The following is a 24,910-nucleotide window of genomic DNA, read 5'->3' on the forward strand; positions in this document are numbered from 1 at the left end:
GTAGAAAGCTTAAAGTTTTAAAGAACTATATATTTACTTTTTTCACTAACCCAATAAGCATTCCTTTTATCTCATTTATATTTTGATTTAAAACTTCATGTTCGGTTGTCGAAATGTAGTTAAGATCACGAGATAAAAGTAGGAAATATTCGGTTTCATGAGCAGAGCCTAGTGCAATCTGAAGGTAATTGGCAAAGTCCTTTTTTGAACTTTTCCCGCATCCTTCCGCAATATTCGCTACTATAGAAGAAACAGATCTTCTTATTTGAATTGTTAAGCCATAAATTTCCGCTTTGGGAAAATTAGAAGTGATATTATACACTTCCAAAGTGTGTTTATGTGCTTTCTCCCACACTTTGAGATTTCTAAAGTTTTGCATAGCTGGTTAAAAATTTTTTACTTTGAACTTTAGACTTTAAACTTTCAACTAAAAGTTTGCTGCTTTCAGTCTAAGTCCTTCCGTTTCCTCCAGACCAAACAACAGGTTCATATTCTGAACTGCTTGTCCTGAAGCCCCCTTCAGAAGATTGTCAATCATGCTCACGATCAACAGATAGTTGTCATGCTTTTCTATATAGATGATTGTATTGTTTGTGTTTACTACCTGCTTCAGATCGGGATTTACTCTGCTAATGTGAGTAAATGGATGCGAAGCATAATAATTTTCATAAAGAGCATAGGCTTCTTCTTGAGTCAAAGTAGACTTCACATGAAGTGTTGCAAATATTCCTCTTGTAAAATCACCACGGAAAGGAATAAAGTTAATTGCTTTATCCATTCCTGGCTGTAATATTCTTAAGCTTTGTTTAATTTCTTTTAAATGCTGGTGATTGAATGCCTTGTATATAGACATGTTGTTGTTTCTCCAGCTAAAGTGAGAAGTTGAAGACAGGCTCTGGCCTGCTCCTGTAGATCCGGTTATTGCAGAGATATGAACTTCATCGTGAATTAAACCTTTAGAAGCAAGAGGAAGAAGACCAAGCTGGATACAGGTAGCAAAACAGCCAGGGTTGGCAATATGATGTCCTTGCTTAATCTGATCTCTCTGTAACTCGGGCAAGCCGTAAATAAAGTCGTTACCATCTTTTGCAAGACGGAAGTCCTGACTAAGGTCGATTATTTTTATAGTTGATGCAATCTTGTTTCCTGCAAGGAATTTGGACGCATCTCCATGACCCACGCAAAGAAATAAAACATCAATAGCATCAGACAATGTTGAAGAAAATTTCAGATCAGTAACACCAAGAAGGTCAGTATGAACCTGAGAGATTGGATTACCAGCATTGCTGTTGCTGTGTACAAAGGCAATTTCAACAGAAGGATGGAAAACAAGGATTCTTAAAAGTTCGCCACCTGTGTATCCGGCACCACCGACAATTCCTACTTTAATCTTTTTCATGATTTTTATTAAATGCGTAAAGCTTAAAGCAAAAAGCTGAAAGAGTTTGTATTCAGTTTTGGCTTTAAGCTTTAAAATGGTTTTATAATAAATGTAACTCATCTAATCCTCTCCAATCAGGAGAAAGTTTAGAGTTGGTTGTTAACTTTTAGCTTTTAACTTTCGGCTTTAAGCTTTTAGCTTAATTATTCACCTTATGGAAAATCATTGTCTGATTTCCAAAGATTTTAGAGAAACCTTTCACATCTTCACCAGACCATGCATTGTTCATTTCCCCATAGCTTCCGAATTTAGAAGACATAAGGTCGTGAGATGATTCAATCCCGATTACATGGAATCTATATGGAGCAATGTATACTTTCACTTTACCTGAAACAAATTTCTGAGAATCATCAAGGAATTGCTCTATGTTTCTCATGACAGGCTCAAGGAACTGCCCTTCGTGAACAAAGTTCCCATACCATCCTGAAAGTTGATCTTTCCAGTAGGTCTGCCATTTTGTTAAAGTGTGTTTCTCAAGCGTGTGGTGTGCTTTGATGATTACCATCGGTGCAGCAGCTTCGAAACCAACACGTCCTTTAATACCAATGATGGTATCGCCAACATGAATATCCCTACCTATTCCAAATGGAGCGGCGATATCATTCAATTTAAGGATAGCTTCTACAGGAGAAAGTTTTTGACCGTTAATGCCAACAAGTTCGCCTTTTTCAAAAGTCAATTCAACTTCTTCTGGTGTTGTTTTTGTAACTTGAGTAGGGAAAGCAGTTTCAGGAAGATATTGACCTGAAGTAAGAGTTTCTTTTCCTCCGACACTCGTTCCCCAGATACCTTTATTGATAGAGTAAGCAGCTTTGGTCCAGTCGGAAACAACTCCTTTGGATTTTAGGTACTCGATTTCTTCCTCTCTTGAAAGTTTCATGTCTCTGATAGGCGTGATAATTCCAACATTCGGAATCAGTATGTTGAATATCATGTCAAAGCGTACCTGATCATTTCCTGCTCCTGTGCTACCATGAGCTACAAAGTCAGCATTTAATTGCTTGCAGTAATCAGCTATGGCAGTTGCCTGAAAAACGCGTTCTGCACTAACAGACAATGGGTATGTGTTATTTTTTAGGATGTTACCGAATATGAGGTACTTAACACAATCTTTGTAAAATTTGTCAACCACATCAAGGGTTACGTGGGTTTTTACTCCCAGTTTGTAAGCTTTTGCTTCTATTTCTTTAAGCTCTTCCTTAGTGAAACCACCTGTATTGACGATGGCGGAATGAATCTCAAGACCTTTCTCTTCTGAAAGATATTTTACACAATAGGAGGTATCGAGCCCTCCGCTAAAAGCCAGTACTACTTTCTTACTCATTAGTGAAAATGCTTAATTCAGCTTTAAATTTAAAGATAAATTTTAAAAACAGGACAAAGGCGACATTAATTTGTCGCCCTTGCTGGAGAAAAAAGAGTCAATACTTTTGCCGACATCTTTAAAGCTTTGAGAAGCTTATGATTTTTCAGTCTTTGAAAACGCTCGTAGAGTTTGGATTTTTTTACAAAATCCCATTTTTTCTTATTCTTTTCTTCCGGATCGTAAAGCATTCCTGTGCACAGACAGTTTTTGTAGTTCTTGCTTTCCAATATCTGAAAGTTTACGCAGCTTTGACAGCCTTTCCAGAAGGTTTCGTCATCTGTAAGCTCAGAAAATGTAACCGGGCGATAACCTAATTCAGAGTTAATTTTCATGACAGCAGCGCTGGTTGTAAGGCCGAAAAGCTTTGCTTCGGGATATTTTTTTCTGGACAGTTCAAATGCCTTCTCTTTGATCTTGGTGGCAAGGCCTTCTTTCCTGAATTCCGGAGATACAATCAATCCTGAATTGGCAACATATTTATTGTGCGACCAGGTTTCTATATAGCAAAAGCCAGCAAATTTGCCATCCTTAGTGGTGGCAATGACGGCTTTGCCTTCTTCCATTTTTTTCTTTATGTATTCAGGATTTCTTTTAGCTATACCGGTACCACGTGCCTTGGCACTTTCTTCCATTTCTTTACAGATTGCCTCTGCAAGAACTTTGTGTTTTTCCCCAGCAATAGTTACAATAAAATCAGCCATTTTTCTGCTCAGATAAAATAAATTGATAAAATTAACCCCGGCTTATATTTAAAAAGCCCTTTTTAAATATTAAAATGAGTAAAGTGAATTGAGAGCAGAATTACCACATGGGTAATTCAAGAGGTATACCGGCCTAAGGCCTGGGGTTCCTGAATGGTAAAATTCTTCCTGCACCCATGGTTGTGGGAGTCGAGATGAGGTTAGAATATGTAAAAGTATTTACCATTTCTTATAATAAAAGAAAGCACAAAGTTAAGCTAAAATGCAGATTTTTCAAAAAGAGTTCATTGAAAATCTGCAAAAAAATAACTCTAAATATTGCAATACTGTTTGTTTAGCATTTTGAGAATAATCATCCTCTCATTATCAATTACTTCTTGCGCGGCCCAATTTTTATTTTTCCATAAATAAAAGAAAAAAAACAGGAACAGAAATGGTATACAAGGTATAATAAATAATATTTGGTTATAAGCCTATAAAGGCGACTCCTGATATCTGCGAGGATGAGAAGGGCCGGTATAACTGAGAAGTGCTCTTTTTGCAAACTTGATAGGGGCTGCTGGGCAAATAAATGCTCAATAGGAGGCTAACCTGAAGCACTCCAAGGCTGGTTTTTATTTATATGCCCATCACTTCAAAAATATCTGTCCATGCTATTGCTTGATTTTCCTTTGAATCTCTTTTTCTTTTAAAAGGATATAAGCGTTCATCGTTGTGTTGCGGTTGTCTGTGTTTAATTTGATTTTCCATAAATATTTCTCCGCCTGTAAAACTAAGGGCACTTCACAAATAAACTCCATAGTTCTGGATTCTCCCGGACTAAGGTTTTTGTAACTGTTGCCATCAATTGTACTAATTCCTTCCGGGATAGCTATTTCATGCATCTGGTTCCCAAAATTATCTTGTACGTTTACATCTCCTTTTATTGATAATTTTTCTTTCGGACAAAAGAATTCCTGATTGCAGAGATTGAATATTTTACATGTCAGAATAAAGTATTGTTCGTCACTGGTTAGTTCTCTGGTCCTTTCACCAGGTGTACGGTCCAACCGAAATTTTACAGGTCTTATCTCTGCCGAAAGAGCTGTAATTTCAAGATTTCCCATTTTTAAGGTTTTTCCAAGTGTAACAGTATGCTTCAGAATGCTTTGTATGTCCGAAGTTTGTTGGGATAAGCGTCCTTCTACTGAATCTTTGACCTTAAGCAGGGAAAGAGCCTCTTCAAAGCGTAATTCTCTGATTGCTTTTGAAATCCTTTCTTCCAGCTTGTAATTTTTTATGTTTTTCGCCGATTTTTTTTTGCTGAAATTCAGAAAGATTTTGTAATCATTTTTTTCAGAAACTACTTTGAAAATTTTTTCTTCAGAGATCACTACTACAGGCTTTTCCTCCATCAGACTAAAAAGTGCATTTTCAGGATCTGGAATTTTATCTTCATTGCCGCTTATTGAATTCAGCATGAAAAAACCTAACTCCCTCATAATCTCTTCTGCATCAGGCTTGTATAGTTTAGTGTATACTATTAAAGTATCTGCTCTTTTTTCCGTTTTCACGATTTCATACTTGTATTGTTTTCTTACATTCTTTGGAAGTTTTTTCTTAAGATAATTCTTTCTGTTTATTTCTCTGATGAAAAGATCCCTTGTTTTAATCTTTTGATCCTCAGATGATAATAGGTCGTATGCATCATCCGGCCGTGACTCGATATAGGTCAGGTCAAGATAGTTTCTTACAACATCCTCCGGTTTTCTGTGACAACTGCTAAACCCCACAATATTTGATATTACAAAAAGTAGGTATAAATAAAGCTGTATTTTTTTTTCCATAACTATTAAAAATGACCAATCGCATTCTTCCTCCTTAACAGAAGAACTCTGAAAAAATAATTAATGTTAAGGCGCATTATATCGTGTTGAAAATTACTCTGATATAAGGTTGACCTTAAGGTTTTTTTTGATTTCAGAAAATATTTTATTAGTTGGCTGGCAGGATTTTGAATTAAAAAAACTAAAAACTTGGGACGGGAGGTTCAAAATCTTAACTTTGCCCGATTATTTATTGGATAAATTGTAATTCGGAATCTAGAGGTAATGAAAATTTTAAAGTTTGGCGGGACTTCAGTTGGAACTGCAGATAGTATCAGAAAGGTAGTAGATATTCTACTTTCTTATAAAAAAAAGAAGCAGGAATTTTCGGTAGTTTTTTCAGCAATGTCGGGAATTACCAATCAGCTGATTGAAGTAAGCAAAAAAGCTGCTGAAAGTAATGAAGACTATCATGCAATTCTTAAATCCATTGAGAATAAGCATATCAATGCTGTAAAATCGCTTATAGATATAAAAGTGCAGAGCAAAGTGGTGGCTCATATTAAAATGCTTATCAACGAGCTTGAAGACTTGCTGCACGGCGTATTTCTTCTTAAAGAACTTTCTCCGAGAACAACAGATCTTGTAGTAAGCTTTGGAGAGAGAATGTCAACCTACATTGTTTCTGAATTTATGAAACAATCTGGTCTTGATACTGAGTTCTGCGATGCTCGTAAGCTGATCGTTACAGATCATAGTTTTGGTGCTGCAATTATTGACTTCAAAGCAACAGATAAAAATATAAAAGAACATTTTAAGGCTACCAAAAAAATCCAGGCCATTACAGGTTTTATCAGTTCTACTGTAAAAGGTGAAACTACTACTTTAGGTCGCGGAGGTTCTGATTATACAGCTTCTGTATTGGGTGCAGCTTTGGGAGCAGAGGAAATAGAGATTTGGACGGATGTAGATGGGGTGATGACTGCAGATCCTAAGAAAGTTAAAGGAGCATTTACCTTGCCAGCCATCTCTTATGTGGAAGCAATGGAAATGTCTCATTTTGGTGCTAAAGTTATTTACCCTCCAACATTACAGCCTGCATTTAATAAAAAAATTCCTATCTGGATCAAAAATACTTTCAATCCGGAGTTTGAAGGGACCTACATCAGTGCCAAAACCAAAGCCAATGATTTTCTGATTAAAGGGATCAGTTCAATCCGTGAGATCGCATTGATCAGCCTTCAAGGGAGCGGTATGATGGGCGTTCCGGGAGTTTCTGCGCGTCTGTTTGGCTCATTAGCGAAGAAGAAAATTAATGTCATATTGATTACACAGGCATCTTCTGAATATTCTATTTGTTTTGCAGTAGAACCTAAGGAGGCGGAATATGCAGCAGAGCTGATCAATGAAGAATTTGCCAACGAAATTCAGGCAAAGAAAATTGACAATGCGATTGTAGAATATGATTTGTCTATCGTTGCTATTATTGGTGAAAACATGAGAAATACTCCAGGCATAGCTGGAAAATTCTTTGCTTCACTAGGTAAAAACGGTGTTAATATTCGTGCTATTGCTCAGGGATCTTCTGAATTAAACCTTTCAGTAGTAATAGGGGAGCATGATTTATCCAAAGCATTAAACTCTCTGCACGAATCATTCTTCCTGTCTGATATTCGTACGTTGAATGTATTTGTAGTAGGTTTGGGACTTATAGGAAGTACCCTTTTGAAACAGATACAAAAGCAGTCTTCACAATTGCTTAAAGAAAGACTTCTGAAGATTAATATCATTGGTATTGCTAACAGCAAAAAAATGCTTTTGGATGAAAATGGAATAAATCTGAAAGACTGGAATGGAAAGCTTGAGAAAGACGGAGAAAAGATGAAGATGTCTGTTTTTGTTGAGAAAATGAAAAGTCTGAACCTTCAGAATTCTGTATTCGTGGACTCTACTTCAAGTAAAGATGTTGTTGAGCATTATGAAGACATTCTCAATACAAGCATTTCTATCGTAACTCCTAATAAGCTGGCAAACTCAGGATTATATAAGGATTATCAAAAGATTCAGTCTGCAGCCTTCAAGCATGGGGTGAAATTCCTTTATGAAACGAACGTAGGGGCAGGACTGCCGGTTATCAATACGCTTAAGGATCTTAAATACAGCGGAGATAAAATATTGAAAATTGAAGGTATTCTTTCAGGTACCCTTTCATTTATCTTTAATACATTCAAGGAAGGAACAAAATTCAGTGAGGTAGTTAAGGAAGCTAAGGAAAAAGGATATACAGAGCCGGATCCAAGGGATGATCTTAACGGAATGGACGTTGCAAGAAAGATACTGATATTGGCAAGGGAAGCAAATTACACTCTGGAAATTGGTGATGTAAACGTGGAGAATATTCTTCCAGAGCCTTGCAGAAAGGCTAAAACAATTGAAGATTTCTTTGTTCAGCTTGAGAAAAACAATGATGTTTTCTCAGCAAGAAGAGATGAGGCAGCGAAGAAAGGTAACGTGCTTAGATTTATTGCAACCCTTGAAAATGGCAAAGCAAGAGTAAGTCTTGAAGCTGTTGGTCCTGCTCATCCTTTTTACTCTTTGAGCGGAAGCGATAACATGATTGCTTTCACGACGGAACGGTATAAGGACAGACCTTTGGTTATAAAAGGTCCGGGCGCAGGTGCAGAAGTTACTGCTGCGGGCGTTTTTGCTGAAATTATCAGCATAAGCAATTATTTGAAAAGTTTTATCTAGTATGAAAGATAGTATAAAAGTGTTTGCCCCTGCTACTGTGGCAAATGTGGCTTGTGGGTTTGATGTGCTTGGCTTTGCGGTAGAGAACCCTGGTGATGAGGTAGTGCTTACTAAAAAATCTACACCTGGAGTAAAGATTACAACAATTACAGGTGATGAAGGAAGATTGACGAAAGATGCGGATAAAAATACCGTTGGCGTTGCTGTTTCTCGTTTTCTTAAGCATCTTCAGATTGATGCAGGTATTGATATTACACTGCATAAGAAGATGCCCTTAGGCAGTGGACTTGGTTCAAGTGCTGCCAGTGCTGTAGCCGGAGTATTTGCTGTAAATCAATTATTAGGTATGCCACTTAATCAGCAGGAATTGCTTCCATTCGCCATGGAAGGCGAGCGAATTGCATGTGGTAGTGCTCATGCCGATAACGTAGCGCCATCATTACTGGGAGGATTCGTTTTGATCAGAAGTTATGATCCCCTGGATGTGATCAAAATTCCTACTCCTGCAAATTTATACTCTACTATTATTCACCCTCAGGTGGAAGTTCAGACGAAAGATGCCCGTGAAATATTGAAGAAGCAGATCCCTTTAAGAGATGCTGTCACTCAATGGGGCAACGTAGGAGGATTAATCGCAGGACTTATGCTTTCTGATTATCAGTTAATCGGAAGATCCATGAAAGACGTGATCGTGGAACCGATAAGAGCAATTCTTATTCCTGGATTTGAAGACGTGAAACAAGCAGCTTTAAGTGCAGGTGCACTTGGCTGTGGAATATCAGGTTCAGGTCCATCAATATTTGCCCTTAGTACGTCTGAAGAAATCGCTCATAAAGTTGGCAGTGAGATGCAAAAAGTGCTGAACTCAATCCAAATAGGAAGCGAAGTTTATATTTCTAAAATCAATAATTCAGGTCCACAAATTCTGGACTAAAATTGTCATTATAAAATGAGATTATACAGTACCAATCGTTCTGCAGCGGAAGTATCTTTTAAAGAAGCTGTATTTAAAGGTTTGCCGGATGATAACGGTCTATTTATGCCCGTATCTATTCCTCAGTTACCATCTGCCTTTTTTGAAACTATTGATAAGCTTTCTTTTCAGGAAATTGCTTTTCAGGTTACCAAAACATTAATAGGAGATGAAATTCCTGATGCAGATCTGAAAAAGATCATTGACGATGTACTTTCTTTTGATGCTCCACTGGTAAAAGTCGAGGATAATATTTCAGTTCTTGAATTATTCCATGGACCTTCTCTTGCATTCAAGGATTTTGGAGCAAGATTCATGGCTAAGATCATGTCGTATTTCCTTCAAAAGGAAAAAAAGGAAATTCATATACTTGTAGCGACTTCCGGAGATACAGGCAGTGCCGTAGCACAAGGATTTCTTGGTATGCCGGGAATCAAAGTCACTATTCTATATCCTAGCGGAAAAGTAAGCGATATTCAGGAAAAGCAATTAACCACTTTAGGTCAGAATATAACAGCGCTTGAGGTTAATGGTACATTTGATGATTGTCAAAGACTGGTTAAAGAAGCTTTTCTGGATAAAGAACTCAATAACAAAATAAATCTCTCTTCTGCTAATAGTATAAATATCAGCAGACTGATTCCTCAGTCATTCTATTATTTTTATGCATATTCAAAACTGAAGTCATTAGGGCTGCCAGTCGTCTTCTCAACACCAAGTGGAAACTTTGGAAATCTTTGCGGAGGGCTTATCGCAAAAAGAATGGGCTTACCTATTCATAAATTTGTCGCTTCTACAAATGCCAATGATGTAGTCCCTGAATTTCTTGAAACAGGTATTTTTAATCCTCGTCCTTCAGTAGCTACAATCTCAAATGCAATGGACGTTGGAAATCCCAGCAACTATGCGAGACTTGTAGAGCTTTACGGAAAGGATCTTGAGGCAATTAAGAAAGATATTTTCGGAACAAGATATAATGATGAGGAAACTGCTCAAGCAATAGAGAAAGTTTATAAGGCTGGAGGCTATATTATGGATCCTCACGGTGCTGTTGCTTATCTGGGTTTAAAAGAGTATGCGAAAACAACAGGCGAAAAATTTTCAGGCGTATTTCTGGCTACGGCGCACCCAAGCAAATTTATAGAAGTTGTTGAAGAGATTATCAATAAGAAAATAGAACTTCCTGAGCGTCTTCAGACTGTTGTCAACAAGAAAAAAGAAGCTTTTCCATTAACTTCTGACTTCTCTGATCTAAAATCTTATTTACTTAAATCAATGTAATTTTTACAGGGATTTAACATGTTTTGCTATGAAGGGCAGGTTTTAATTAAAACCTGCCCTTCTTTTTTAAATCTATATTCAGTCTCAGTGCTTTTAATTGAATTTTAATTTTTGTCTCGTTGTTCTTTATTCAGCACAGGAATAAAAAGAATATATAAGCTTTAAAAGCCTAATTGTTACTCTTTCAGATATTTAAACTCTTGTAGTAGTCTTTTTATACCCTGTTATAGGATATTTCCATTATCTAAATTTGTTAATAAGTGAGCGGCGTTGTATTAAATATAAAATCAATTCGAAAGCAAAAGGGAATAAGTCAGGAGTATCTTGCCTATCAATTAGGTATTGACTATTCAACTTATGGTAAAATTGAACGCGGAGCGATCTCTCTAACTGTAGATCGTCTGGAGAAAATAGCTTCTATTTTAGAAGTTACTGTTGAGGATATCTTTAAATGGAAAGCAGAATCTTCTGAAAAAGAAGATATTATGAAAGCTTTGTCAGACCAGAAAATTCTCAATGATCAATTAATTCAAGAGAATGAGCGTATGAAAAAAGAGGTTGATTTACTAAAACAGCAGCTTTCTGATAAAGAGAAAATTATCTTTTTGCTTGAAAATAAGCTAAATAAAGGAGAGGATTAACCAGAAGTCTCTCCTTTTAAAAAAAAATTTTGATGTAATTTTTTTGCCATTTTGTAGGCATATATTAAATATTTTTTTAACTTTAGGGAAATTAATTACTTATTTTATGAATACAGGTACAATCAAATTCTTCAATGAGAGCAAAGGTTATGGTTTCATTAAAGATGAAAGTTCAAACCAGGAAATTTTTGTTCATGTGACAGGTCTTGAAGACAAAGTAAAGCAAAATGATAAAGTTGCTTTCAAAGTGGTTGATGGCAAAAAAGGCCTTAGCGCGGTGAATGTAAAGAAAATATAAATTATTTTATTTACAGAGGCAAAAGAACTTAACCCGTGGTAACGCGGGTTTTTTATTTTTTAGGCGGCCTTTCTTAAAGCTCTCGGTTTCAATTCATAAATTCAATTTTTACAATTATTTTCCGGTAGGTTACAATTTCTATTGAAATAGTATATACAATCTGGTATTTTGCCTGGATTCTATATATTAAAACCAATTTAGGAAATGAAAAAACCTTTATTAGTATTACTAATTTCAATATCACTTTTAGCAGTAGACTTCCGTGCAATGGCACAAGGATTTGCTACTCAGGATTATAAAAAAGCTCTGTGGATGACAACCAGAATGTATGGGGGGCAAAGATCCGGTGAAAACAATTGGTTAATTTCCGGGCATTTACCGGCAGGGGTTCCTGAGGCCTTGAGAGGTAAATCTTTTATCAACGATAAGGACACAGATGGCTACGATCTTTCGGGTGGCTGGCATGATTGCGGAGACCATGTAAAGTACGGCCAGACAGAGTTTTATTCGGCCTACATGCTTCTTAAGGCGTATGCAGAGTTTCCCGCAGGATATGATGATTATTATTCATATGAATATAAAGGGTACAAAGCATCCGGAGACTGGAGCTGGGAAGGCAAAAAGCATGATCCTAATGGAATCCCTGACATTCTTGATGAGGTAAAACATGCCACTGATTATTTTATAAAGTGTACAAGAAGCGCCACTACTTTTTATTATCAGGTAGGGAATAGTAATTATGACCATAACAAATGGGTAACATCTGTTAAGATGCAAACGCTGGCAGTTGGAGATGGTGGAAATCCAAGACCTGTATACAAAAACCCTAATGATGCATCTATGCCATCTTTCTGTGGCGCGACATTAGCTTTAATGTCGAGAATGTACAGACCTTTTGATCCTGCTTATGCAGACTTATGTTTACAACACGCCTTATACGCTTATAGTTACGCTAAAGCGCATCCCGGAACAGTGGGGGCATTTGAGGGGGGATTTTATGGTGCAAACAAGAACTGGAAAGATGATTACGCAACAATGTGTGCTGAATTGTTCTGGGCTACCAATACAACGAGTTATAAAGATGAAGCTCTAAAATTCACTATTCATAAAGATAATGCCGGAGCTTATGATATTACCGGAAATAATTTTGGTTTTGATTATGAAAACAATGGTGAAATCGCAATCTATAACCTGGCTTTGTTAGAGAAATCTGGTGCAAAATCTACCTTTAATACTATTATAAATGATCTTTATTTGGCTAAGACACAGGCGGATGGGCAATTTACTCAGGGGAATTTGTCCTGGGGTGTATTGCGTTATAATGCAAATGCGGCTTTACTAGTTGCCCTTTGGCAAAAGCTCAACGGCACTGATGCTACCCCTCATAAATTTATTTATGACAACATAGATTATCTTCTTGGTAAAAATTCTTCAAACTATTCATTTGTTGTTGGTTTCGGAGCTAATTCTCCAAAGCATCCTCATCATAGAAATGTTTTCCTGAATGATGAAAATCCTGCTGATGGAGGACCTAAAATGGCAATGGTAATTCCTACCAAAAATCAACAAGTGGGATTATTGGTTGGGGGCTCAAGATCTCCATCTTCTTATGTTGATCACATTGATCAATATAAATATTCCGAAAGTGGTATTGATTACAATGCCTGCCTTGTAGGCGTCCTTGGGTTTATCAACTCCAAACTTGCCCCTGTGAATACTGCAAAATTTGGTAAAACAACTCCTGATCTTGGATCCAACGGATCGATCTGTGGCAAAACAAGTCATTTGCTTCATTCAAAAGTGGCAATAGACAACGTTAAAACATTTACTTGGTTCAAAGATGGAGTTATGATCTCTCCGGCATCAACAACTAAAAACACTCTGACAATTACTGAGGCCGGGGTTTACAAGTGCAGACTTGATTCTCTTACTTCGTGGTTTACCGAAGCAAGTGTCGAAATTTTTGGAGTATTACCAGCAGTTAATCTTGGCCCTGATCAGGAACTATGCAGCCAGACTTCAATAACACTGGATCTAGGCGTTTCCGGCACAGGTTTCACATATAGCTGGACAAAAGATGGCAAGGCAATCAGTGGTGCTACAGCTCAAAGATTCATCGCAAGAGAGGCTGGAACGTATGTGGGAACAGTAAGTGCAACAGGATGTCCTTCAAAATCCGATAATATTGTAATCACATCAAAACTATTGAGCGTTGTAAATGATACGATTTGTGAGGCTGGAAGGGCTAATCTGAAAGTAAATGCAACAACTGGTGTTTATGAGTGGTATGCAGATGCAACAGGAGGAAGCTCACTTGCGACAGGTTTAAAATATAGTCCTAGTATCACTTCTTCAAAAACCTATTATGTTCAGGATGGAAATTCAATTTCTGCAACTGCAGGACCTACTTCAGCGTCAAATGCCCTTGCCTCTCCTCAGAATGGAGGATCTATTGGAATAAGATTTACCGCATCAAGAGCATTTACCATAACTCAAATGAAAGTATTGCCTTTTATCTATTCCTGCAATAATGGAGATAAAGTAAAGGTAATGTTTGATCTGAAACAAAATGGTACTGTTCTAGGCACTTATTCATCAGGTGAAGTTGCTTGTACTGGCATTCAGAGTAATGCGCCATTCAACACTTATTATACTTTTAATTTTGATACACCTATTGAAATTCCGGGAGCCGGTTCCTATGAACTAATTCCTCCTTCCAATCTCCCAAGTGGTTATTCTCAAATTGTATGGTTTAAAAGCGGAGCAAATTTCTCAGCAATGGATGTTGCAGGTATAATAGATATAACAGATGATACAAGAGATGATGAAGCAGCCTCTTTCCCTGGTGTTTTTGATATTAAAATTCAAGCTGGCAATGCTTGTGCAAGAACACCGGTTTATGCTGTGCTAGACCCTCAAAGTGATAAGTGTCGTGTGGTTTCATCAATTGATGGCACTGCCTCTGGTAAACTAGTAATATTCCCAAATCCTTCTGCTTCTGAGTTTATAATTGAAGCTCCTGAGAATTCAATGATTAGAGTTTATGATGAATTGGGAAGATTGGCATTCGAATCAAACTCAGGTGGAAAAACTGCATTTGGAGAACGCCTGACACCAGGTTTCTATCACGTGATACTTTTCAAAGATGGAAAGCTTATTAATTCGGGAAATATCATAAAGCAATAAATATTTAGTTCTTAATGCAAAAAGAGCCTTTGATTGATACCAATCAAAGGCTCTTTTTTTTGTAAAAGCAAGAAAACGCCGGAAGGTGGTGCAAGCGTCTTGGCATATACCCAAATTGGTTAAGCGTTTCATTTTGGCAATTGTCTCATTTTGAGGGCTTGCTAATAGGTTGAAGGCCGACAATGGTTAAGTAGAGGGAGTTTAATTCGCTGTAAAATTAAATTGTCACCCAATGAATTATTTATAAATGTGGGGCGTTATATAAATGGTTGTTCGCAACCAAAGTTAAGGTTATTAATTCGGGAAGGCTCGGGAAACCGGGTTTTCCTGTTTTTTTATTATATCAAATTCTTGTTTGAGGTCGAGTTCATTCATGCATTTAAAATGTCCCTTTGGGCACTGTTTATAGCCAATTTTTGAACAAGGCCGGCAGCTTAATTTATTCTTTTCAAGAATATGATATTTTGTTAGATAAGGAAACATCCCGAATTCTGGAACTGTATTTCCCCATATAGAATAAATCTCCTTTTTGAACGCAGATGCTATATGCATAAGTCCGGTATCGTGACTTATCACAAATTTTGACTGTTCAAGAAAAGAAGCGGATTGATTCAGAGAAAGTTGTCCGCTCAGATTAATAACCGGAAATGGCAAACCTTTACAGGCTTCCACAACCGAATCACCTGAAACTTTATCTTCCTTCCCTCCCAAAAGAACAATTGGCATATCTTGCAAAGAGCATGCTTCAATAAGTTTTTGAAGGGGAAGTCTTTTCGTTGCATGTTGAGCACCTATGGCAAATGCAATATATTTATCCGGTTCCAATCCAAAGTTCTGAGGGTTGACTTTGTCTTTGGATGGAATAAAATAATCAAGCCCTTTAGTATCATCGGTAATACCTAATTTTTTAACAGTAGCCATGTACCTGTCAACAATATGCAGAGAGGGTAACGTATTCAACTTAAGATTTACCAGCAACCATTTCTTAAGGTTAAGCTTATCAAAAGTAAACGACTTTTTCCCCAGTCTCCATTTGATGATTGATGTGCGAAGATTGTTATGAAGATCGATGACATAATCATAGTCTTCTTTCTTAAGCTCGCTAATCAGGTTGTTTAGCGATTTATCAAGATAAAATACCTTGTCAATATAGGGGTTATTCTCAAAAAGAATCCCGAATTGACTTTTGGTGCAGTAATGCACCTCTGCGCCGGAAAGCTGTTGCTTTAAATTTCTTACAACAGGGGTTGTAAGCACTATATCGCCTATGGATGAAAATCGTAAAACCAGTACTTTAGGCATTGGAAGAAGTCGTAGAGCTGCTTTTCTTTTTGTTGAAATATTGTTCTGCTTCCTCCATGCTTAGGGCATTAAAAGTCATCTTTTTCGTAAGGCCGGCCTTTCTTCCCACATGCACTCCATAGTGCATGTCCAGATATCCTTCCATTTCATGTGCATCAGGATTAATGCTGATCATGATACCTTTTTCCAGTGCATATCTTACCCATTTCCACTCCATATCAAGCCTTCTCGGATGGGCATTGATTTCAATAATTACATTATTCTCTGCACAGGCATCAATTACTTTCTTATGGTCTATGGGATATCCTTCTCTTTTAAGTAACAATCTTCCTGTCGGGTGGCCGAGCATTGTGGTATAAGGATTTTCGATTGCTTTAATCAGCCTTTCAGTAGCTTTTGCTTTATCCATTTTGAGATTGGAATGGATAGAGGCAACTATAAAATCAAAAGATGCTAAAACAGAATCTTCATAATCAAGACTGCCATCATTCAGTATATCAGATTCTATACCTTTGAAAATTTTGAATGGTGTTAACTTTTTATTCAAAGCGTCGATTTCTGCATGTTGCTCTACAATGCGAAACTCCTGCAGTCCATTTGCATAAAAGGCAGATTTGGAGTGATCACTGATTCCAAGATATTCGAATCCAAGCTCCTTGCAATACAAAGCCATTTGTTCAAGCGTATGAACACCGTCACTATAGGTGCTGTGGTTGTGCAGCGTTCCTTTCAGGTCTTTGTAGGTAATGAGTTCAGGGAGTTTGTTTTCTCTTGCCTTTTCTATTTCATCGTATCCTTCGCGAAGCTCAGGAACTATGAATGGAAAATTGAGGTGAGTGAAAATTTCTTGCTCATTCTTAAAGTCTTTTGAAGTCAGAAGCTGGAACAAGTTTGAGGAATTTCCCAGATCTGCCTTTAGATGTAAAGAGGAGGCTGAATTAAGATATGTAAAGTTGCCGAAACGCTCTTCCGGACAGATTTTTACTTCAACTTTGATCTCTGTTAAAAGATCTTTACCCCTCCATACAAATGGTCCTGATGCTTTTATATTCTGCTCAAGTGTTTTTATTCCGCTAACTGCATCAAATACTTTTTTCGGCTGGTTCTCTCCGACAATAAGCTGAATAGTATCTAAAGTCTCGGATTTTCTTTGAATGTCTCCGGCAAGCGATACTTTTAGGTTTAGTGCAGAAAGGTCTTTTTCCAGCTTTAAAGCGGTAGCTTCGGCTTCAGCATACATCCATTTGTCTTTTTGAGCCGAAGCAAACATTAACTCCTTTTTAATGCTTTCCTGGGTTTTTTCACCAAAACCTTTTAAGGTGGCAATTTTATTTTCATTGCAAGCTTCAAGCAAGGCTTCAGTGGAAACGATGTCAAGTTCTTTCCAGATGCTTCGCACCTTTTTAGGACCGATCCCTTTTATATTTAAAATATCAATGACTCCTTTGGGAGTTTGAGCCAACAAAGAAGATAATTCGGGGAAGGTACCTGTAGCATTCAAATCCTGAATTTTTCCGGCGATACTTTTCCCAACCCCCTCCAGAGAAGCAAGTTCTTCTAATGAAAGTGAAGCTAAGTCGCTGGATATTTTATCAAGATTGTAGACCGCATTTTGATATGTTCTGATCTTGAAAGAATTTTCCTCATGCAGCTCCATTAATGAAGCTGTGAGTTTGAAGATATTGATAATTTCCTGATTGCCCATTAATTCAAAATTAAAATAAAAATGAGGAGAAACCAATGAAGGTTTACGCTCATAAATGTTTTTAAAGGAATATGGGTTCCATTCGAAAGATTTTCTTTTGGGTTTAAAGGAAAAAGTTAATTTTGAAATGAAATTGTGATCTAAAAAATGAATTACTGGCTAGTAAAATCAGAACCATTCAAATATCCTTTCGACCAACTTCAGAAGGATAAATCTACTTTCTGGGACGGAGTAAGAAATTATCAGGCCCGTAACAATCTGAAAGCCATGAAAAAAGGAGATCTGGTGCTCTTTTATCACAGCAATGAAGGGAAGGAAATTGTGGGGATAGCAAAAGTCCTGAAGGAATTTTATCAGGATCCGACAACAGATGATGCCAATTGGGTGGTAGTAGATCTGGGGCCTCATAAAAAGTTGAAAAGTCCTGTTACTTTAGAGACGATAAAGGCAGATAAAATACTGGGTAGCATGAGTTTAGTGAAGCAGTCAAGACTTTCTGTAACACCTGTAAAGAAAGAAGAGTTTGACAGAGTTATTGAGTTGTCCGAGAAATAAAAATCTTATAATTTTTCGAATAAAATCAGTTCATTATTATCTTTGAAAAATTTTTAAATGGAAAAAAGACTCATCATCGGTACAGAACATCTTTCAATAACGATCGACAGACTGTGTCATCAGTTGATTGAACTTCACGGTGATTTTTCCAACTCTGTTATTCTTGGTATTCAGCCAAGAGGTGTTAGCTTTTCAGAACGTATTCAAAGAAAACTACAGGACATTCTTCAAAAAGAAGTAAAAATTGGTTATCTGGATGTTACTTTTTTCCGTGATGATTTCAGGAGAAAAGACAATCCTTTGAAAGCCAATGCCACTAAGGTACCTTTTCTTATTGAAGATAAAAATGTAATTCTTGTAGATGATGTGCTCTATACAGGAAGGACGATCCGTGCTGCTATGGATGCCATGACAGCATTCGGAAGACCAAGAAAAGTTGAACTTTTGGTACTTGTAGACAGAAAATACAGCAGAGATCTTCCAATTCAGCCTAATTATATCGGTGTAGAGGTGGATTGCCTTGAATCCGAAAAAGTGTTGGTTGAATTAAAGGAAGAAGGATTGAAAGACGATAATATTTGGTTGATTAATAAAACCTGACAATGCAGCATTTAAGTGTTAAACACCTTCTTGGAATCAAAGACCTCACCAGAGAGGACATTAATTTAATTTTAGATACTGCGGAAAATTTTAAAGAAGTAATTAACCGGCCCATCAAAAAGGTTCCTTCTTTGAGGGATATTACTATTGCCAATATTTTTTTCGAGAATTCTACGAGAACAAGGTTGTCTTTTGAACTTGCCGAGAAAAGGTTATCAGCAGATGTTATAAATTTTTCTTCGTCTTCCAGTTCTGTAAAGAAAGGAGAGACTTTACTTGACACGGTCAATAATATCCTTGCGATGAAAGTGGATATGATCGTGATGAGACATAGTAGTGTCGGCTCTCCTCATTATCTTTCGAAGCATATAAAAGCCAAAATTGTGAATGCGGGAGATGGAACACATGAACATCCTACTCAGGCTTTGCTGGATGCGTTCACAATAAAGGAAAAATTCGGTCATGTAGAGGGTAAGAAGGTTTGTATTTTCGGTGATATCCTGCATTCAAGGGTAGCACTTTCAAATATTTTTGCATTGCAGAAGTTAGGAGCTGAAGTAATGGTATGCGGTCCTATCACACTTCTTCCAAAATACATCAAAGATCTTAACGTAAAAGTGGAGCTGGATCTTAAGAAAGCGTTGGAGTGGTGCGATGTTGCAAACGTTCTGAGAATTCAGCTTGAAAGACAGACCATCAAATATTTCCCTTCATTAAGGGAGTATTCTTTATATTATGGAATTAATAAATCTTTGTTAGATTCTCTTAACAAAGAAATAATGATCATGCACCCGGGACCTATTAACAGAGGTGTAGAGTTGTCTAGTGATGTAGCTGATTCTCATCATTCCGTAATCCTGAATCAGGTGGAAAACGGCGTGGCGGTTAGAATGGCAGTGCTTTATCTGCTTGCTGGCGCTACAGAGTAATAGAGCTGAAAGCTTAAAGCAAAAAGTGAAATAAAAAGTTTGCTTTAAAAATAATAGCTGATTTTACTGGTAAAATAAATAGCAACAGGTTGGGTTCCTGCAACAAACTATCTATTCCGAAATTATTTGAAAGGCACTCTGCCAATTCATAAACCTTATTACCTGTCAACCTAAAACTTTTAACTTTCCACTTTTGACTTTAAGCTTTCCGCTTCCCCAAACTTATCTTCCCTAAACTTTGTTGAATTACGGGTCAGGAATTTTGTTTCAAAGATCTTATTTCTAATTTTGACAAAGGCAAACTTTAAGTTTTTATGTACTACTCTTCAATTATTCAGGCTATAGGAAATACTCCACTGGTAAAACTTAACAAAGTAACCAAAGGAATAAAAGGGACAATACTCGTTAAGGTAGAGTATTTTAATCCAGGAAATTCTGTAAAAGACAGAATGGCTTTAAAGATGGTTGAAGATGCAGAAAAAGCTGGAATTCTGAAACCAGGAGGAACCATTATAGAAGGTACTTCCGGAAACACAGGTATGGGACTTGCGCTGGCAGCTATTGCAAAAGGCTATAAGTGTATTTTTACCACTACAGATAAACAGTCCAAAGAGAAAGTGGATGTATTGCGCGCACTGGGAGCAGAAGTTATTATTTGCCCTACGAACGTAGCCCCTTCTGATCCCAGATCTTATTATTGTGTTGCCGCGAAATTGAATAAAGAAATTCCGAATTCATTTTATCCGAATCAGTACGATAACCTTTCTAATACCGCTGCTCACTATGAAACAACAGGTCCTGAAATCTGGAGTCAGACTGAAGGTAAGGTAACTCACTTTGCTGCCGGTGTCGGAACAGGTGGTACGATGTGCGGAGTTTCTAAATTCCTCAAGGAAAAGAATTCATCTATCAAATCAATAGGTATTGACACATATGGTTCCGTATTCAAGAAATACAAAGAAACAGGCGTGTTTGATGAAAACGAAATTTTCCCTTATGGAACAGAAGGTATAGGAGAAGACATCCTTCCGAAAAATGTTGACTTCAGCCTGATCGATCAGTTTATAAAAGTTACGGATAAAGATGCAGCTGTCATGACCAGAAAGCTGGCCAGAGAAGAAGGACTATTTGTCGGATGGTCCAGCGGATCTGCAGTGTACGGTGCATTAGAGTATGCAAGAGAGCATTTTACTGATAATGATGTGATGGTGGTTATTTTACCGGATCATGGTACAAGGTATCTTGCGAAAATCTACAATGATGTATGGATGAAAGATCACGGATATCTTGAAAGCCGTAGTTTTGCGACAGCAAAAGACATCATTGCAGATCAGAAAAATGGTAAGCTGATTACGATTGCTAAAAATGATAAAGTTGCAGAGGCCGTGAAGATCCTTAACGGAAAAGGCATTTCTCAGATCCCTGTAACAGATGGTGATACTTTTGTTGGAAGTCTGACTGATTCTAAGGTGTTGAAGAAATTAATTGAAAATCCAGGCTTGAAAGATCTTACAGTGGGAGAGGTAATGGAAGCTCCGTTTACTTTTGTCGGATTGGATAATACGATAGATGTCCTTTCATCTCTGATAACAAAAGATAACACAGCTCTTCTGGTTCGCGATGAAAAAAATGATGTGAGGATTATCACTCAGGCGGATTTGCTTTCCGCGATGGCGCGATAAATTACAGTAGGTAATAATTATTTATGCTGAATTATGAAGAGATTTTTCTTTTCGTAGTTCAGCATTTTTTTTAGGAAAAAGGTCTTTAAGATCCAGTCCTTTCAAAGAAAAGTATTTTAAGTCGGCCATTCGTATTGTTTTTTTATTATTTTTGAATGACCCAACTAGGACGCTTACTCTTTCTGTCCGGTCACTATCTTAATTCTTTGCACTTTATAAATCTTCCTGTTTAATGAGTCAACTTAAAAAGTTAGAAAAGTTACTGGTTGCCAACCGTGGTGAAATTGCTATTCGTGTATTACGTGCAGCATCTGAGTTAAAAATAAAAACCGTAGCTATATATACTTATGAGGATCGATACTCTTTACATCGCTATAAAGCGGATGAAGCCTATCAGATCGGAAGGGATAATGAACCACTAAAACCATACCTTGACATTGAACAAATCATTCAACTTGCCAAAAGACATCATGTAGATGCCATACATCCGGGCTATGGCTTTTTATCAGAGAATGTAAATCTGGCAAGGAGGTGTAAAGAAGAAGGAATTATTTTTATTGGTCCTGAGCCTGAGGTGATGGAAGCTTTGGGGGATAAAGTCTCAGCAAAGGAAATTGCCATCAGTGCAGGGGTGCCTATTATTGAGGACAGTAAAGAAAACCTGGTTTCACTTGAAATTGCAAAGAAAGAAGCGCTGCGAATTGGATATCCGTTGATGATGAAAGCCGCAGCCGGAGGAGGTGGAAGGGGAATGCGTGTTATCCGCGATGAAAGTCAGCTAGAAAGAGCATATAATGAAGCCAGAGCCGAAGCATTAAAAGCTTTTGGTGATGATACGGTTTTCCTTGAAAAGTTTATAGACCGACCGAAACACATAGAGGTACAGCTCATGGGAGATAATCATGGGAATATTGTTCACCTGTATGAAAGAGATTGTTCTGTACAGAGAAGATTTCAGAAAGTCGTAGAGGTAGCTCCATGTCCTGTCTTGAAAGAGGAGACTAAACAACAGATCTATAATTATGCGCTTACAATTGCACGACATGTAAAGTATAACAATGTCGGTACCGTTGAATTTCTGGTGGATCAGGATGAAAGGGTTTATTTTATAGAGGTAAATCCACGTATCCAGGTAGAGCATACCATTACTGAAGAAATAACGGGAATAGATATCGTTCGCTCACAGATTTTGATAGCCAAAGGTCATAAGTTGTCGGACCCCTGTATCTTCATATACAGGCAGGATGATGTTAAATGCAATGGCTTTGCCATTCAGTGCCGTGTGACAACAGAAGATCCTGCCAATGGATTTAAGCCAGATTATGGAACCATCATTGCATACAGAAATGCAGCAGGTTTTGGTATCCGTCTTGATGAAGGTAGTTCTTATCCGGGTGTTAAAATATCGCCTTTTTTCGATTCTCTTCTTGTGAAAGTGTCTTCATCAGGAAGAACCTTGAGGGGCGCTTGCGATCGTCTTCATCGTGCGCTTAGGGAGTTCAGAATAAGAGGTGTAAAAACAAACATAGGATTTTTAGAGAATGTTATTTCTCATCCCGAATTTATCAAAGGCCATGCTACTGTAAAGTTTATAGAAGAACATCCTGAATTGTTGAATATCAAAAATATTCAGGATAGAGGAACCAAGACACTAAAGTTTCTTTCCAACGTGATAGTGAATGGGAATCAGGATGTAAAGAATGTGGATGATAAGAGAACATTCAGAACACCGCAAATCCCATTTTATGAGAAATATAGCCCTTATCCTGATGGAACCAAGCAAGTCCTTACCAATGGTGGGCCGCAGGGGCTTGTAAATTGGCTGAAAGATCAAAAATCGATTCAGTTTACAGATACAACTTTCAGAGATGCGCATCAGTCTCTGCTGGCTACAAGAGTACGTACCAAAAACATGGTTGAGGTAGCAGAGAGTTTTGCCAAAAATCATCCTCAGGTCTTTTCTATGGAAGTATGGGGTGGCGCTACTTTTGACGTGGCCATGAGATTCCTTCATGAAGATCCCTGGCAAAGGCTTCAGCTGATCCGTGAAGCTGTTCCGAATATTCTGCTTCAAATGCTGATCAGAGGTTCCAATGCAGTAGGATATAAGGCTTACCCGGATAATCTGATTGAAAAGTTTATTGAGAAAACCTGGGAAAACGGTGTAGATATATTCAGGATATTTGACTCGCTCAACTGGGTTGAAGCCATGAAGGTAAGTATCAAAGCTGTGAAAGAAAGAACGGGGGGCATTGCAGAAGCAGCAGTCTGCTATTCCGGAGATATTCTGGATCCTGACAACAAGAAGTATACGCTGCAGTATTACCTTGACATGGCAAGACAGCTTGAAGATCTTGGTGCACATATTCTGTGTATTAAAGATATGGCGGGTTTGTTAAAGCCATATTCTGCGGAGCTGCTTATTAAAGAGTTGAAAAAAGCGGTAAGCATTCCTATTCATCTGCATACACATGATACTTCGGCAATTCAGGCTGCGACTTATCTTAAAGCAGTGGAAGCAGGAGTAGACATTATTGATGTGGCCATTGCATCTATGTCCGGGTTGACATCTCAGCCTAACTTTAATTCTATCGTATCAATGCTGAAAGGCCATGAACGTGAGCTTAAGTTTAATATGTCCGCATTGAACAAATATTCAAACTATTGGGAAGATGTAAGAGAGTTTTATTATCCTTTTGAATCTGACCTGAAAGCAGGCACTGCAGAGGTTTATGAAAATGAAATTCCGGGCGGGCAATATTCAAACCTCAGGCCCCAGGCAGAGGCATTGGGCCTGGGAGAAAAGTTTGAAAAGGTAAAGCAGAATTATGCATTGGTGAACAAGATGTTTGGTGATATCATAAAGGTAACGCCAAGCTCTAAAGTTGTGGGTGATATGGCCTTATTCATGACATCAAATAATCTGACTGAAAAAGATATTATGGAAAAAGGACAATACCTGTCTTTCCCTGAGTCTGTCGTCAGTTTGTTTAAAGGTGAAATAGGACAGGCATACGGAGGATTTCCTGAAAAGCTTCAGTCTATTATTCTTAAAGGGGAAAAGCCATTTACAGAAAGACCTAATGATCATTTGGCTCCTGTAGATTTTGATAAAGAATTTGACGCATTTCAACAGCAGTTCGGAAGCTCGTCTACTTTCCTTGATTTTCTGAGCTATAAGATGTATCCAAAAGTATTTGAAGGATATGCTAAACACAGAGAACTATATGGTGATGTTAGCAATATCCCAACACTTGCCTTTTTTTATGGCTTAAAAAACAATCAGGAAATCCTTGTGAAGTTGAGTAAAGGAAAGACAATTATTGTGAAAATGTTGTATTGTTCTGCTGCGGATGAAAACGGAATGAGAACTGTGTTTTTTGAACTTAATGGGCAGACCAGAAATGTGCAGGTGAAGGATAATACCATTAAGGTAACAAGGCCAACTCATAAAAAGGTGGAAACAACCAAGCAGGTAGGAGCTCCATTACAGGGCAAAATCGGACAGGTAATGGTAAAGGTTGGAGATGCTGTCAAAGAAAACGCACCGCTGTTTGTTGTTGAGGCAATGAAAATGGAAACTACCATTACTTCAAAGGAGGATGGAAAAATTAAAAGCATTTATCTTCCAGAGGGGACAATGGTTGAACAGGATGATATGGTTTTAGAAATGGAATAATTTACCGGATTATTT

Annotated in this window: 18 protein-coding genes; 11 read left to right on the forward strand and 7 right to left on the reverse strand. The window is 37.6% G+C overall.

The window, feature by feature from the left end; translation table 11 throughout:
• Positions 1 to 25: 25 nt before the first annotated feature.
• The 5 genes from MYP_RS05625 to MYP_RS05645 form a co-directional block, all read right to left on the reverse strand.
• Complete coding sequence (locus MYP_RS05625; RefSeq protein WP_045459730.1) at positions 26 to 379, reverse strand: four helix bundle protein; 354 nt, start codon at positions 377 to 379, stop codon at positions 26 to 28.
• Positions 380 to 427: 48 nt separating this feature from the next.
• On the reverse strand, positions 428 to 1,399 hold the full coding sequence (argC, locus tag MYP_RS05630) for an N-acetyl-gamma-glutamyl-phosphate reductase (RefSeq protein WP_045461042.1): 972 nt from the start codon (positions 1,397 to 1,399) through the stop codon (positions 428 to 430).
• A gap of 181 nt (positions 1,400 to 1,580) precedes the next feature.
• Entirely contained in the window at positions 1,581 to 2,765 is a 1,185-nt protein-coding gene (gene argG, locus MYP_RS05635; RefSeq protein WP_045459731.1) for an argininosuccinate synthase, read from the reverse strand.
• 65 nt (positions 2,766 to 2,830) lie between these two features.
• Positions 2,831 to 3,508, reverse strand: coding sequence for a GNAT family N-acetyltransferase (locus MYP_RS05640; protein ID WP_045459732.1), 678 nt, complete (start codon positions 3,506 to 3,508; stop codon positions 2,831 to 2,833).
• 653 nt (positions 3,509 to 4,161) lie between these two features.
• Entirely contained in the window at positions 4,162 to 5,334 is a 1,173-nt protein-coding gene (locus tag MYP_RS05645; protein WP_045459734.1) for a hypothetical protein, read from the reverse strand.
• Positions 5,335 to 5,598: 264 nt separating this feature from the next.
• Here MYP_RS05645 and thrA point away from each other — a divergent pair, with 264 nt between their 5' ends.
• The 6 genes from thrA (at position 5,599) to MYP_RS05680 (ending at position 14,443) form a co-directional block, all read left to right on the forward strand.
• The gene (gene thrA / locus MYP_RS05650) at positions 5,599 to 8,064 is read left to right on the forward strand and encodes a bifunctional aspartate kinase/homoserine dehydrogenase I (RefSeq protein WP_045459736.1); all 2,466 of its coding nucleotides are present in this window, start codon (positions 5,599 to 5,601) and stop codon (positions 8,062 to 8,064) included.
• 1 nt (position 8,065) lies between these two features.
• Positions 8,066 to 8,998 (forward strand): homoserine kinase, encoded by a 933-nt coding sequence (locus MYP_RS05655; protein WP_045459738.1) that lies wholly within the window; start codon positions 8,066 to 8,068, stop codon positions 8,996 to 8,998.
• Positions 8,999 to 9,013: 15 nt separating this feature from the next.
• On the forward strand, positions 9,014 to 10,318 hold the full coding sequence (thrC, locus tag MYP_RS05660) for a threonine synthase (RefSeq protein WP_045459740.1): 1,305 nt from the start codon (positions 9,014 to 9,016) through the stop codon (positions 10,316 to 10,318).
• Positions 10,319 to 10,578: 260 nt separating this feature from the next.
• A complete protein-coding gene (locus tag MYP_RS24775) occupies positions 10,579 to 10,959 on the forward strand; it encodes a helix-turn-helix domain-containing protein (protein WP_052429972.1) in 381 nt (126 codons plus the stop codon).
• Positions 10,960 to 11,065: 106 nt separating this feature from the next.
• Complete coding sequence (locus tag MYP_RS05670; RefSeq protein ID WP_028981406.1) at positions 11,066 to 11,257, forward strand: cold-shock protein; 192 nt, start codon at positions 11,066 to 11,068, stop codon at positions 11,255 to 11,257.
• A gap of 204 nt (positions 11,258 to 11,461) precedes the next feature.
• Positions 11,462 to 14,443: a glycoside hydrolase family 9 protein gene (locus tag MYP_RS05680; protein ID WP_081990409.1), complete on the forward strand. Its 2,982-nt coding sequence runs from the start codon at positions 11,462 to 11,464 to the stop codon at positions 14,441 to 14,443.
• Positions 14,444 to 14,737: 294 nt separating this feature from the next.
• On the opposite strand, the gene MYP_RS05685 is transcribed toward MYP_RS05680, so the two are convergent.
• The gene (locus MYP_RS05685) at positions 14,738 to 15,745 is read right to left on the reverse strand and encodes a glycosyltransferase family 9 protein (RefSeq protein WP_045459746.1); all 1,008 of its coding nucleotides are present in this window, start codon (positions 15,743 to 15,745) and stop codon (positions 14,738 to 14,740) included.
• Positions 15,738 to 17,450 carry a DNA polymerase/3'-5' exonuclease PolX gene (locus tag MYP_RS05690; RefSeq protein WP_045459748.1) on the reverse strand — a complete coding sequence of 571 codons (1,713 nt, stop codon included), beginning with the start codon at positions 17,448 to 17,450 and terminating at the stop codon, positions 15,738 to 15,740. The genes MYP_RS05685 and MYP_RS05690 overlap by 8 nt, the downstream gene beginning before the upstream one ends.
• Positions 17,451 to 17,597: 147 nt before the next feature.
• Here MYP_RS05690 and MYP_RS05695 point away from each other — a divergent pair, with 147 nt between their 5' ends.
• From MYP_RS05695 to MYP_RS05715, 5 genes are all read left to right on the forward strand, one after another.
• Entirely contained in the window at positions 17,598 to 18,005 is a 408-nt protein-coding gene (locus MYP_RS05695) for an EVE domain-containing protein (protein WP_045459750.1), read from the forward strand.
• Positions 18,006 to 18,062: 57 nt separating this feature from the next.
• On the forward strand, positions 18,063 to 18,605 hold the full coding sequence (pyrR, locus tag MYP_RS05700; protein ID WP_045459753.1) for a bifunctional pyr operon transcriptional regulator/uracil phosphoribosyltransferase PyrR: 543 nt from the start codon (positions 18,063 to 18,065) through the stop codon (positions 18,603 to 18,605).
• Positions 18,606 to 18,607: 2 nt separating this feature from the next.
• Entirely contained in the window at positions 18,608 to 19,534 is a 927-nt protein-coding gene (locus MYP_RS05705; protein ID WP_028981412.1) for an aspartate carbamoyltransferase catalytic subunit, read from the forward strand.
• 314 nt (positions 19,535 to 19,848) lie between these two features.
• Complete coding sequence (locus MYP_RS05710; protein ID WP_045459755.1) at positions 19,849 to 21,216, forward strand: cystathionine beta-synthase; 1,368 nt, start codon at positions 19,849 to 19,851, stop codon at positions 21,214 to 21,216.
• A 232-nt stretch (positions 21,217 to 21,448) separates the two neighbouring features.
• Positions 21,449 to 24,895 (forward strand): pyruvate carboxylase, encoded by a 3,447-nt coding sequence (locus MYP_RS05715; protein ID WP_045459757.1) that lies wholly within the window; start codon positions 21,449 to 21,451, stop codon positions 24,893 to 24,895.
• Positions 24,896 to 24,910 lie beyond the last annotated feature (15 nt).

This window comes from Sporocytophaga myxococcoides (genome assembly GCF_000775915.1).
In the GTDB taxonomy this organism is placed as follows: domain Bacteria; phylum Bacteroidota; class Bacteroidia; order Cytophagales; family Cytophagaceae; genus Sporocytophaga; species Sporocytophaga myxococcoides_A.